Source organism: Streptomyces sp. NPDC051976, from assembly GCF_040680795.1.
Taxonomy (GTDB): domain Bacteria; phylum Actinomycetota; class Actinomycetes; order Streptomycetales; family Streptomycetaceae; genus Actinacidiphila.
The window spans coordinates 172484-185361 of record NZ_JBFAXL010000004.1 but is presented as its reverse complement, the minus strand read 5'-3'; the positions used below and the strand labels follow the sequence as shown (position 1 = coordinate 185361).

Below are 12878 nucleotides of genomic sequence, written 5' to 3'. Positions count from 1 at the left end.
ATAACGGACGTCAGATCCTTACGAATCGCGGACGTCGCCGCCGCCCGGCGCCCGGCCCGGCGTCACTGTCCGTCGCGGGTGTCAGACTCGACTGCATGAGCAGCCCCAGCGTGCCCGCGTCCGCGCCGCCCCGTCGGCGGGTCCTCGTCGTGGACGACGACCCGACCGTCGCCGAGGTCGTCGCGGGCTATCTCGACCGGGCGGGATTCGCCGTGGAGCGGGTCGCGGACGGCCCGTCGGCGGTTACGCGCGCCGCCGCGCTCCGACCCGACCTCGTGGTGCTCGACCTGATGCTGCCCGGCATGGACGGTCTGGAGGTCTGCCGCCGGATCCGTGAGGGCGGGCCGGTTCCCGTCGTGATGCTCACCGCGCGTGGCGACGAGGACGACCGCATCCTCGGCCTCGAGGTCGGCGCGGACGACTACGTGACGAAGCCGTTCAGCCCGCGCGAGCTGGTCCTGCGCGTCGAGTCGGTGCTGCGCCGGGCGGGCAGCAGGCCCGACCCCGGCCCGTGGCTGCGCTCCGGGCCGCTCGCCCTCGACCCCGCCGCCCGCCGGGCGCTGCGGGACGGCGCCGAACTGGCCCTGACCATCCGTGAGTTCGACCTCCTCGCCTTCTTCCTCCGGCACCCGGGGCGGGTCCTCGGCCGGGAGGAGCTGATGCGGCGCGTCTGGGGCTGGGAGTTCGGCGACCTGTCGACGGTGACGGTCCATGTGCGGCGGCTGCGCGAGAAGGTCGAGGACGACCCGGCGCGTCCGCAGCTGATCACCACGGTGTGGGGCGTCGGCTACCGCTTCGACCCGGCGCAGTCGGGGACGGCGCAGGCCGCCGCCACCGCGGAGGCGGGTGGCGGCGATGCGTGATCTGGTGCTCATCGCCGCGTACGCGGCGCTCGGCGCGGCGGCGGCCGGGCTGCTCGGCGCTCTGGTGCTGCGGCTGCTGCGGCACCGGTCGGTGGCGCTGTCCCTCGCGGTGGTCGCCGTGGTGACGGTGGCCGCCATGCTGGCCGGGACGCTCTCGGTGGCCTGGGCGATGTTCCTGTCGGAGCACGACCTGGGTGTGGTCACCACGGTCTGCGCGATAGCCGCCGTGGTGTCGCTGGGCGTCACCCTCCTGCTCGGGCGGCGGGTCGTCGCGGGCAGCCGGGCGCTGGCCGCCGCCACCCGCGCCTTCGGGGACGGCGACCCCTTCGCCGCCCCGGCCTCCGCCCCGACGGCCGAACTGGCCGAGCTGGGCAGGGAACTGGCCGTCACCAGCGCCAAGCTGGCCGACTCCCGTGAGCGCGAGCGCGCGCTCGAGGCGTCCCGCCGCGAGCTGGTCGCCTGGATCTCGCACGACCTGCGGACGCCGCTGGCCGGGCTGCGGGCGATGACCGAGGCGCTGGAGGACGGCATCGCGGAGGACCCGCCGCGCTACCACAAGCAGATACGCGCGGAGGTGGACCGGCTCAGCGGGATGGTCGGCGACCTCTTCGAACTCTCCCGCATCCAGGCGGGCGTGCTCGCCCTCAGCCCGGCCCGGATGTCGGTCTACGACCTGGTGGGCGACGCGATCGCGGGCGCCAATCCGCTCGCCACGGAGCACGGTGTGCGGCTGGTCGGTGACACCGTCGAGCGGGTGCCGGTCGAGGTCGACGGCCGCGAGATGACGCGTGTGCTGGCGAATCTGCTGGCCAACGCGATTCACCGCACGCCGGCGGACGGCACCGTCGCCGTCTCCGCGCGGCGGGACCACGCGTCCGACTCCGTCGTGCTGTCCGTCACCGACGGCTGCGGCGGGATCCCGCCGGACGATCTTCCCCGGGTCTTCGACACCGGCTGGCGTGGGACCGGGGCGCGGACGCCTCCGGCGGGGGCCGGGCTGGGGCTCGCCATCGTGCGGGGCATCGTCGAGGCACACCACGGCCGTGCGGCCGTGCACAACGTCCCGGGGGGCTGCCGTTTCGAAGTCGTCCTCCCGACGGCGCCCAACTGAGCCTCCCGCTCCCCCCGGGGACGCTTGCGGAGGTCGTGCCCCGTAGGGGCGCGGGGAAGCACGCTGCGCTTGCGGAGGGCCTGTTTTTCAGGGGCGCGGGGAACTGCGCGACAAGCCCCCACCGGCCGGTGGTCCGAAGACAACGCGTCTGCCCCATTGGGGCCGGTGGTGACCTGCAGGAGCGCGACGGCTGGTCGCGCAGTTCCCCGCGCCCCTTCGGGGCACTACGGTGCCTGGACCAGCGCCGGGGTCGCGAAGGTGAGCGTCGCGGCGTCGGCGTTGGCGTCGAGAACCGCGGGCACCCCGAGGGGCAGGGTGAGCGTTGACGGGCAGTGGCCGAAGCCCATCTCCTCCACGACGGGGACACCGAGCCCGCCGAGCAGGTCGGCGAACAGCTCCCGCACCTTTTCGTAGGGGCCGCAGTCCTGCCATGAGCCGAGGACGACGCCCGCGACCCCGTCGAGCCAGCCGGAGCGCAGCAGTTGGGTCAGGATGCGGTCCAGCCGGTAGGGGTCCTCGCCGACGTCCTCCAGGAGCAGGATGCCGCCCGCGGCCGACGGTCTGGCGTACGGCGTGCCCAGATCCGCGGCGAGCAGGCTGACGCAGCCGCCGAGGGTGACGCCCGCGGCGGTGCCGGGCACCAGGGTGCGGGCGGTCGGCGAGGTCACGGTGAGCACGTCCTGCGGGGCGAACAGGGTGGTGCGCAGATGGTCCTGGGTGGGGCCGTCCTTGAGGAAGGTCAGCGCGCCCGCCATCGGGCCGTGCAGGGTGGCCAGGCCCAGCCGGGTGGCGAACGCCTCGTGCAGCGCGGTGATGTCGCTGTAGCCGACGAAGACCTTCGGGCCCGCGGCGCGCATCTCCTCCCAGTCGAGGAGGTCGACCATGCGCTGCACGCCGTAGCCGCCGCGGGCGCACATCACGGCGGCCAGCGAGGGATCGCACCACGCCCGCTGGAAGTCGTCGGCGCGGTCCCGGTCGGTGCCCGCGAGGTAGCCGGACGGGTGCACGTCGAGGACGTGCGGCAGCACCACCGGGTCGAGGTCCCAGCTGCGCAGGATGTCCAGGCCCGTGTCGAGGCGCTCGCGCGGCACCGGGCCGCTGGGCGACACGATGCCGATCCGGTCGCCCGGCACCAGCCGCCGGGGGCGGATCAGCGCGGGCACCGGCACCCCGACGAGGTCGGCGACGCGGTGCGGCGCGCCGTCGCCGGGGACGGGGCCGGTGGTGCCTGTCATGTGCTGAGCTCCAGGGGTGCGATGCCGTGCGGGGTGAAGCCGAAGACCTGGCCGTAGAGGGAGAGTTCGGCCTCCAGGCAGGCCGTCATGGTCTCCAGGCGGCGGAAGCCGTGGCTCTCGCCCGCGAAGGTGAGATAGGCGTGCGGGATGCCGCGTCCGGCGACCGCCGCGAGGAACCGCTCGCACTGGGCGGGCGGGCAGATCACGTCGTCCAGCCCCTGGAGCAGCAGGAAGGGCACGCTGATCCGGTCGCTGTGGTGGACCGGCGAGCGGTCCACGTAGCGCTGCGGCACCTCGTCGAACGGTCCGACCAGCGACTCCAGGTACTGCGACTCGAAGTCATGGGTCTCGCCGCCCTCCCGCGACCAGCCGCGCAGGTCGAGGATCGGGTAGCTCACGGTGCCGCAGGCGTAGGTGGTCGTGGTGGTCAGCGCGGCCGCGCTGGTCCAGCCGCCCGCGCTGCCGCCGCGGATCGCCAGCCGGTCGGGGTCGGCCGCGCCCTCGGCGACCAGTCCGGCGGCGACGGCGGCGCAGTCCTCCACGTCGACCACTCCCCACTGCTCGCGCAGCCGGTTGCGGTAGGCGCGGCCGTAGCCGGTGGAGCCGCCGTAGTTGACCTCGGCGACGCCGATACCGCGCGAGGTGAAGTAGGCGATCTCCAGGTCGAGCACCATCGGGGAGCGGCTGGTGGGTCCGCCGTGCACCCAGATCGCGTACGGCGCCGGGCCGTCGGGGCCGGGGGCCGCCGGGTTTCGCGGCGGGTAGATCTGGGCGTGCACCTCACGGCCGCCGGGCCCGGTGAAGGTGCGGGCGACCGCCTCGGGCACATAGGCGGGGTCCACCGTGTCGTGGTGGGCGCTCCCGATGACGCGGGTGCGGCCGGTCGCGGCGTCCAGCTCCACCAGTTCGTACGAGGTGCGGGCGCTCCCGCCGATGCCGATGACCCGGCTGCCGGTGGCGGCCAGCGTCGGGTTCCACTCGGTCCAGTGCCCGGGGGCGTCGGTGACCTCGCCGGTGGCGGTGTCGAGCAGGCCGAGCCGGGGCGCGCCCACGCCGTGCAGCACGGCGACCAGGCCGTGGTCGAGCGGCGCGAACCAGCGCTGCCCGAGCTTCCACAGCGGGCCGCCGAACTCCTCCTGCCGCGGGCACAGGTTGACGGCCTCGCCGGTGGCCGGGTCGACCCGGTGGAGGTTCCACCAGCCGGTGCGGTCGGTGGCGGCGAGCAGCGACCCGTCGGGCGCCCAGTCGACCTGGGTGACCGACTCCTCCGGGCCGCCGATGAGCGTACGGGCCGGGCCGAACACCCCGTCGGCGCCGACGTCGGCGATCCGCAGTTCCGTACCGTCCCAGGGCATCAGCGGGTGGTCCCAGGCGGTCCAGACGGCCTGGGAGCCGTCGGGTGACAGCCGTGGCCCGGTGACGAACCGGTGGGTGGCGGCGGTGAGTTCGCGTACCGCGCCGCGGTCGTCGGCGGCCGAGCCGTCGAGCGGGACGGCGGCGGGCACCCGGCGGACGTCGGTCGGACCCTCGCCGGTGAACTCCTCCAGCACGCCCCAGATCTCGCGGCGGTCCGCGTGCGGCGTCAGATCGGCCCAGCGCAGACCGCCGCCGATCGCGGACACCGGGGTGAGCGGCCACGGCGGGGTCTGCGGCTGGTCCGGGCGGAAGGCGTACAGCCGCTGGTCGGGGTGGTGCGCGAAGACGATCAGCGGTGCGCCGTCCACGATCGCGCCCGCCCAGGGGGTGCCGCCGTACTCGATGACGCGGCTGCGGACGTTCCAGGGTGCGGGCAGCGGGCACTGCTCGGTGCCGTCGGGCAGGCGGCGGACCAGTGCGCGGCGGCCGCCCTCCGCGGGGCGCGGCGCGGTCCACCACACGTCCTCGCCGACGAGCCCCACGTACTCGGGGCTGCCGTCGTGCGCGGCGGCGGTGGCGGCGTCGATCGGCGAGTCCCAGCCGCCGTGCCGTACGGGGTTCTCGGTGGTGGCGGTCATGACCGGGCCGCCGTCCCGCGCAGGAACCGGTCGAGGACGCGGACGCCGAAGTGCAGCGCGTCGACGGGCACCCGCTCGTCCACGCCGTGGAACAGGGCGTGGTAGTCGAAGCCCGGGGGCAGCTTGAGCGGGGAGAAGCCGTAGCCGACGATGCCGAGCCGGGAGAACTGCTTGGCGTCGGTGCCGCCCGACATGCAGAACGGCACCACGTGCGCCTGCGGGTCGAAGTGCTCCAGGGCCTCGCGCATCGCCGCGAAGCTGGCGGAGTCGACGGGCGCCTCCAGCGGCACCTCGCGGTGGTGGAACTCCCACTCCACGTGCGGCCCGGTGAGCGCGTCCATGGTCGCGGCGAACTCCTCCTCGCCGCCGGGCAGCATCCGGCCGTCCACGAAGGCGGTGGCGGTGCCGGGGATGACGTTCACCTTGTACCCGGCCTGCAGCATGGTCGGGTTGGCGCTGTTGCGGACGATCGGCTGCACCAGGGCGCCGGCCGCGCCGAGCTGTCCGATCAGGGTGTCGACGTCGTCCAGCGCGGCCTGGTCGGCGGGGACGCCGTAGAGGGCGGCCAGTTCGGTGAGGGCGGCCCGTACGGTGGCGGTGATCCTGACCGGCCATTCGTGGTCGCCGATCCTGGCGATGGCGGCCGCGAGGTGGCTGACGGCGTTGTCGCGGTTGACCTTGGAGCCGTGCCCGGCCTTGCCGGTCGCGGTCAGCTTCAGCCAGGCGGTGCCGCGCTCGCCCGCCGCGACCGGGTAGATCCGCAGGTCGTCGCGGGCGTGGAAGGTGTAGGCGCCGGACTCGCTGATGCCCTCGGTGCAGCCCTCGAAGAGGTCGGCGTGCTCCTTGGCCAGGAAGCCGGAGCCGTACGCGGCGCTGTCCTCCTCGTCGGCGGTGAAGGCGAGCACGAGGTCGCGCTCGGGGCGCTGCCCCGACCTGGCCCAGGCGCGGACGGTGGCCAGCACCATGGCGTCCATGTTCTTCATGTCGATCGCGCCGCGGCCCCAGATGACGCCGTCCCTGATCTCGCCGGAGAACGGGTGCACGCTCCAGTCGGCTGCCTCGGCGGGCACCACGTCGAGGTGGCCGTGGACCAGCAGCGCGGGCAGCGAGGGGTCGGCGCCCGGGATCCTGGCCACCACGTTGGCGCGGCCGGGGGCGGACTCCAGCAGCAGCGGCTCGATCCCGGCGTCGGAGAGCCGCTCGGCGACGTACTCGGCGGCGGGCCGCTCGTTTCCTTCGCCGCCGCCGCGGTTGGTGGTGTCGATACGGATGAGGTCGGAGGTGAACGTGACGACCTCGTCGAGCGCCTGGGCGTCGACCGTCCCGTCCTCCGGCGGCAGCGACTCCCGCTGCCCGGGAAACGCCTCGACGGACTGCTCAGCCATACTGCTCCTCCACCGCCTGCGACACGAGTGTGGTGACCGCCTTGAAGGCCCTGATCGCCTCGTACATCGTCGGCAGTGTGTAGGCCACCCGCCGCTCTCCGGACCGTGCCACGCCGGGCACCACGCACGCGGCGCCGACGAGGTGGGCCGCGTCGAACTCCAGCTCCACCGTGAAGGGACCGGCCTGCACCGGCTCGTGGCGGACCGCGAGCGAGGCGGCCTCCTTGGCCGCGGCGCGGATGTCGGCGGCGGTACGGGCCGGCGGCCGGCAGACCGCCGCGTACCGCGACACGTAGTCCTTGACCGCCACCGTGCGGGCCTGCGGGGCGTACCCGCCCTCGCCGCGGGCGTCGGTGCCCGTCCTGTCGTCACCGGTCACCAGCACCACGGGGACGCCGTACTCGGCGACGACCAGGGCGTTGAGGCGGCCCTCGCTGGCCTGCACCCCGTTGACCCACACGCCGGTGATGGAGTTGGCGAGGTAGGTGTGGGCAAGGACGCCCTCGGTGCCCGCGCCGGTGTGGTAGCCGATGAAGGCGATGCCGTCGACGTCGCCGTGCTGGACGCCTTCGACCATCGAGAGGTCCTTGTGGCGGCCGGTGAGCATCTCGGCGCGTTCGTCGAGTTTCTCCAGCAGCAGGTTGCGCATCGTCCAGTGCGCCTCGTTCACCAGCACCTCGTCGGCGCCGCCGTCGAAGAAGCCTTCGACGGCGGCGTTGACGTCCGAGGTGAACATATGGCGGCAGCGCTGCCACTGCTCGCTGCCGGGCAGCACGTCGGCCGGCCAGGTCACACCGGTCGCGCCCTCCATGTCCGCGGAGATCAGGATCTTCATGGCACGTCACGTTACGCGGCGGCCGCAGCGGGCACCAGGGCCGCCCGTGCCCTGTGGACAACTTCAGTGGTCTAGACCTGTGGACAATGCCGCGAACCGGCCGTCACCAGCGGTTTTTCAGCGCGCGGCCGGGCCCGCCACCAGCCATTTGGACGGCACCTCGACGAAACCGCCGTCCGCCGCCGGTTCCGTGGTGACCAGCGGCTGGTCACCCTGCGCCAGCAGTTCGAGGCCGGCCGCGCGGAAGTAGCCGGCCACTGCGGCGTCCGCGACCTCACCCGGCGCGATGCCGTGCGAGAAGATCGCGGCCAGCTTCGGCGGCGGCCCCGCCGGTCCCTGCGCGAGGCCGAGCAGCACACCCTTGGCGGCCTCGGCCAGCTCCACCGCGAACACCCGGCCGCGGCTGCCGGTGAGCGCGGCGATGCCCGCGGTCAGCCCGGCCCGGTCGCCCGGCTCGCACTGGTGCAGCACACCGCGCATGTAGACGTTGGCGTCGCCGATCTCGGCGTGCAGCGCGCGCACCTCGTCGGTGTCCACCGCGTCCAGCCGCAGGTACTCCGCCCGCCCGTGCGGGTCGTCGCGCCGGGCCCGCTCGATGGCGGCGCGCGCCAGGTCCACCCCGACCACCCGCGTGTACTGCCCCGCCAGGAAGCGGGTCTGGGTGCCGTTGCCGCAGCCGAGGTCGACCACCGGCAGCCCGGGGTCGAAGTGCTCGGCGAAGTGCGGCAGATGGCTCGCCGCCGTCAGCGCGGGGTCCGCGTCCCACAGGACACCCCCGGGCTCCGGCGGAGCGTCCTCCCAGAAGCTCTCCCACGACCGCTCGTAACCGCTGGACACCTTCATGCGCAGTCACCACTCCCCAGGACAGTGAACGTACGAAACCGGGCGCGCCCGCCACGCGCGCCGCGAACAGGCCGCCCCCGCGGCGGCCTCAGTGCCGGCGCCGGGGCAGCGGCTGCTCGAACCAGACCGTCTTGCCGTGCGCGGAGCGGCTGGTGCCCCACTCCCTGGCCAGCCTGCTGACGATCCGCATACCGCGGCCGCCCTCGTCTTCGGGTCCGGCGCTGAGCAGCACCGGTACGGAGTGGTCGTCGTCGGACACCTCGCACAGCAGGGCGCCCGCGCGGACCAGCCGCAGCCCGACCCTGCGGGTGTGCGCGTGCCGTACCGCGTTGGTGACGACCTCGCCGACGAGCTGCTGCGCGGTCTCGGCGATCTCCGCCAGGTCCCAGCGCAGCAGGGTGTCGCGGACCAGGCCGCGGGCCCGCGCCACCTCGCGCGGGTCGAGGTCCAGCTCCCAGACGGCGACGTCCTCGCGCGGGATGCCATTGAGCCTGGCCATCAGCAGGGCCACGTCGTCCTTGCGGCCGCCGCGCGGGTTGAGGGCGCGGATGATGGTGTCGCAGGCGTCGTCCATCGACGCGGCCGGGTGCGCGGCGCTCTCGCAGAGCGCGGCCAGACCGGCGCCGATGTCCTGGCCGCGGACCTCGACCAGCCCGTCGGTGCACAGCACCAGCCGGTCACCGGGCGAGACCGGTACCCGTACCGTCTCGAAGGGCACACCGCCGACGCCCAGCGGCGCGCCGGTCGGCACGTCGAGCAGTTCGCTGCGGCCGTCGGCGGCCCGCACCAGGACCGGCGGGATGTGCCCGGCGTTGGCGATCAGCAGATCCGACTCGACCGGGTCGTAGACCGCGTAGAGGCAGGTCGCCAGGTACTGCTCGCCGAGCCGCTGAGCCAGGTCGTCCAGATTGCGCAGCAGCTGGGCGGGCGGCATGTCGAGCCCGGCCACGGTCTGCACGGCGGTACGGAACTGGCCCATCATGGCGGCGGAGTTCAGCCCGTGCCCCATCACGTCGCCCACGACCAGCGCCAGCCGCGACCCCGGCAGCTTGATGGTGTCGAACCAGTCGCCGCCGACCCGGCCGAGCCGGGTGCCGGGCAGATAGCGGGTCGCCACGTCGCAGCCGGGCATCCGCGGCGCGATGTGCGGCAGCATGCTGTCCTGGAGGGTGTCGGCGACGTTCTCCTGGTACGTGTACATGCGGGCGTTGTCGAGGACGAGCCCGGCGCGGGCGGCCAGTTCCGCGCCCGTGACGCGGTCCATGTCGTTGAAGACGGGCCGCTCGCGGTGGCGCAGCAGGATCATGAAGCCCAGCACCACGTCCCGCGCCTTGAGCGGGACGACCAGCATCGACCGGTGGGTGATCAGCGGGCTGATGTCGCGCTTGGGGAACTGCGCGGCGATCGCGTTGCCCATCTCCTCGCTGATCCGCGGCACCAGGACCGGGTCGCCGGTGGTCATGCACTGGAAGAACGGGGTCTGCGCGGGGAACGGCATCGACTCGCCGACCGGCACCACGTCGTCCCAGCGGCCCGGCTCGTCGGTGTGCTCCACGGCGACGCGGTACCACATGGTGGTGACATCGGGCGGGCCGTCGGGGAAGCCCTCACCGGCCAGCACCTGCTCGCGCAGATAGGTGCCCGCCACGTCCGTGAAGCGCGGCACCACGGCGGCGCTGACCTCCTGGATGGTCCTGGCCAGGTCCAGGGAGGTGCCGATCCTCCCGCTGACCTCGTTGAGGAACTCCAGGTGCTCGCGGACCGCGGCGTACTCCAGGTCGGGCGCCAGGTCGTCCTCGGACACCGAACCCGGGTCGACAGCCGCGGCCGCCTCGGCCGCGCGCCGCCTGGCGAGCCGCTCGACGCGGCGGGGCACGCCCCAGTCGGGGGTGACCGGCACCCGGTCGTGCCGGCTGATCTCCAGGACGGGATAGCCCAGTTCGAGCACCTGCGCCACGATCCGCGCGCTTTCCAGCGGATTCATGCTGGGCAGGATCTCCGGGAGCCGGCGGGCGAGCCCTTCGGAGCCGGGGAACTCGGTGTGCAGGGCGAAGCCGGGGGCAATGCGTTCGAATTCGGCGAGCGGCCCTTCGGCGTCCTCACCCGCGGTCACCGCCGGGGGCTGGAGCCGCGCGGCGTCGGCGGCGAGCACCAGCAGCCGCTCGGGGCCCGGTCCCACCAGCGGATACGCCCACCACAGCACGTCGACGGCGGTACGGTCGGCGCTCCTCGTGCCGTCACCGGCCTGCGCGGTGTCCGTGGCGTGGTCGAAGAGCCTGGCCCGTCCGGCCGAGGGGTAGGAGCTGCCGCCCGCCAGCGAGGACTCCAGGTCGGGGCCCAGGACGTCCTGCCGCGGATACGCCGCACCATGGTCGCTCTCCGTCAGGACGCCGCCCACGGGTAACAGGTCCACCGCCGCCCGTCCGACGGCCTCCTCCCTGGTGCAGCCGAACAGCCTGCGCGCGCCCGTGCTCCAGTGCGACACCAGCCCGGCCGCGTCCACGACGATCACCGCGAGCGGGATACGTCCGGACGTCCCCGGCGCGATACGGCGGTCCATCGCGGACTCGGCTCCTTCCTCCGGCTGCCGCGGATCCCCGCCGTTCCGGTGCGGACCACCCGTCCGGCGCAAGATCTGCGTTGCCGTAACCACGGTACGACCGCAGGGTGGACGGAGGGAGGCAAAGCACGAATCCGGGCGCACGCCCGCGCGCGAGCAACCAAACCGGCCGTGCTAGCGTCCAAACCCTCTGTTCGAACTCCGTGCGTCGTAAGAGTTCGACCCCTCAGCCGGAAGGGATGCCGGCCGGGGCTACTCCGCATCCGCGACCGGAACGAGGCCACGTGACCACCTGGCAGCCTGCGCGCTGGACCGCCTTGAGGGGGCCAGGGGCCCTTTTCCGGCGCGTGGACCTGCGGCACCCCGTCGTGGTGGCGACGGCCGCGGCAGCGGTGCTGCACATCGTCTGGGCCTACTTCCTGGCCAGGGACTCCGGCGACATGGCCGCGCAGTACGCCTGGACGGACTTCATACGTGCCCACCCCTCCGCCTCTTACAACCTGTCCTGGTACGGCGGTCTGCACCCGGCCTCGTACAGCATTCTGTCGCCGTACATCATGGCCGGGCTGGGGGTGCGGACCACCGCGGTGATAGCGGGCACGCTGTCGGCGACGACCGCCGCGCTGCTCCTGGTGCGGTCCGGAATACGGCGTCCCATGGTGCCGGTGCTGTGGACGGTATTCGCTCTTTGGTGTGATGTCGTCTCCGGCAGGGTGACGTTCGCGCTGGGCATGCTCTTCGCCCTGGTGGCCACGGTGCTGCTGTTCCCCGCCGAGCGGACCGTACGGGGCCGCCCGCAGCGGCTCGTGGGCGCCGCCTGCCTCACCGCCTTCGCGACGATGTGCAGCCCCGTGGCGGGCCTGTTCATGCTCGTGGTGGCGGCGGCGATGTTCCTGACCGGGCGGCACAAGGAGGCCTATCTGCTGGCCGCCGCGCCGCCCCTGGTGGTGGGCGCCACCTCGCTCCTCTTCCCGTTCTACGGGGTTCAGCCCTTCAACTGGTACTTCGCGATCATCCCGTTCGCGATCGCCGTGGTCAGCGCCGTGGTGATGCCCCGGCAGTGGCGCTCGATGCGGGCGGGGTCCTGGGTGTACGCCCTGGGGGTGCTCCTCACCTGGGTCATCCCTTCACCCATTGGAAGTAACGTCGAGCGCCTCGCGCTGCTCTTCGGCGGCACCCTGCTGCTGGTCATCGCGATGGGCAGCACCTGGGGCAGCCGCAGGACGCTGGCGCTGTGGCTGGCCTTCGCCGGTGTCGCGGCCTGGCAGATCACCAAGCCGATCGTCGACCAGGTGAACACCTCCGCGGTATCCGCGACGATCAAGCACGCGGCCCCGCTGATCACCGAGCTGCGCCACGTACGGGCCGACCGCGGCCGGGTCGAGGTCGTCCCGCTGCGCTCGCACTGGGAGGCGTCGGGCCTGTCCCCGTACGTCAACCTGGCACGCGGCTGGAACCGGCAGGCGGACGTCGAGCGGAACGCGCTGTTCTACGACGGCACGCTGACCGCCGACAGCTACCGCGACTGGCTGCGCCGCTGGAGCGTGAACTACGTCGTGCTGCCGTCGGACCAGCCGGACGGCGCGGCGGTGCGCGAGGCGAAGATCGTGGCGGCGGGGCAGTCCTGGCTGCGCCCGCTGTGGAAGGACCCGCACTGGCAGGTCTTCGAGGTCAGCGGTGCCGATCCGATGGCCGACCCGCCCGCCGTGGTGGACCAGGCCGGTCCCGCGGAGCTGACGGTGACGATGCCGGTCCCCGGCTCGACCCTGCTGCGCATCCCGTGGTCGCCGGTGCTGGGCATCGAGGGCACCAGCGACAACAAGCACGGCTGCCTCACCCAGGACGGCGACTGGACCCGGCTGTACGCGCCGAAGCGCGGCACCTACCGGATCGGCGGCAGCTACGCGGTGATCCGGGGCACCCAGTGCCCCAAGAACGAGACGAAGACGAGGAACCAGGAGGGGTAGCGGGCCGGGGCGGTGCGCGCCCCCGCCCCGGCTCCCCGTTTCACCCGTTCGGCCCAGCCCGCGGCGGATCCTACGGGGCGGCGGC

At 73.6% G+C, this 12878-nt stretch carries 9 protein-coding genes; 3 read left to right on the top strand and 6 right to left on the bottom strand.

Annotated elements, in window-relative coordinates; translation table 11 throughout:
- The first annotated feature begins 95 nt into the window (after window positions 1-95).
- Both AB0M29_RS06560 and AB0M29_RS06555 read left to right on the top strand, forming a co-directional pair.
- Window positions 96-863 carry a response regulator transcription factor gene (locus AB0M29_RS06560; protein WP_365379813.1) on the top strand — a complete coding sequence of 256 codons (768 nt, stop codon included), beginning with the start codon at window positions 96-98 and terminating at the stop codon, window positions 861-863.
- Entirely contained in the window at window positions 856-1974 is a 1119-nt protein-coding gene (locus AB0M29_RS06555) for a HAMP domain-containing sensor histidine kinase (protein WP_365379810.1), read from the top strand. Before AB0M29_RS06560 ends, AB0M29_RS06555 begins: the two co-directional genes overlap by 8 nt.
- A 224-nt stretch (window positions 1975-2198) precedes the next feature.
- Here the strand turns inward: AB0M29_RS06555 and AB0M29_RS06550 are convergent, their stop codons facing one another.
- The 6 genes from AB0M29_RS06550 to AB0M29_RS06525 form a co-directional block, all read right to left on the bottom strand.
- The gene (locus tag AB0M29_RS06550) at window positions 2199-3137 is read right to left on the bottom strand and encodes an LD-carboxypeptidase (RefSeq protein WP_365380246.1); all 939 of its coding nucleotides are present in this window, start codon (window positions 3135-3137) and stop codon (window positions 2199-2201) included.
- Window positions 3138-3205: 68 nt separating this feature from the next.
- Window positions 3206-5203, bottom strand: coding sequence for a prolyl oligopeptidase family serine peptidase (locus AB0M29_RS06545; RefSeq protein ID WP_365379807.1), 1998 nt, complete (start codon window positions 5201-5203; stop codon window positions 3206-3208).
- The gene (locus AB0M29_RS06540) at window positions 5200-6588 is read right to left on the bottom strand and encodes a M20/M25/M40 family metallo-hydrolase (RefSeq protein ID WP_365379804.1); all 1389 of its coding nucleotides are present in this window, start codon (window positions 6586-6588) and stop codon (window positions 5200-5202) included. The genes AB0M29_RS06545 and AB0M29_RS06540 overlap by 4 nt, the downstream gene beginning before the upstream one ends.
- On the bottom strand, window positions 6581-7423 hold the full coding sequence (locus AB0M29_RS06535; protein ID WP_365379802.1) for a M55 family metallopeptidase: 843 nt from the start codon (window positions 7421-7423) through the stop codon (window positions 6581-6583). Before AB0M29_RS06535 ends, AB0M29_RS06540 begins: the two co-directional genes overlap by 8 nt.
- Before the next feature lie 117 nt (window positions 7424-7540).
- Window positions 7541-8266, bottom strand: coding sequence for a methyltransferase domain-containing protein (locus AB0M29_RS06530; protein WP_365379799.1), 726 nt, complete (start codon window positions 8264-8266; stop codon window positions 7541-7543).
- Between the two features lie 88 nt (window positions 8267-8354).
- Entirely contained in the window at window positions 8355-10826 is a 2472-nt protein-coding gene (locus AB0M29_RS06525; RefSeq protein ID WP_365379796.1) for a SpoIIE family protein phosphatase, read from the bottom strand.
- A gap of 347 nt (window positions 10827-11173) precedes the next feature.
- On the opposite strand from AB0M29_RS06525, the gene AB0M29_RS06520 reads away from it, so the two are divergent.
- Window positions 11174-12793 (top strand): MFS transporter, encoded by a 1620-nt coding sequence (locus tag AB0M29_RS06520; RefSeq protein WP_365379794.1) that lies wholly within the window; start codon window positions 11174-11176, stop codon window positions 12791-12793.
- Window positions 12794-12878: the final 85 nt, after the last annotated feature.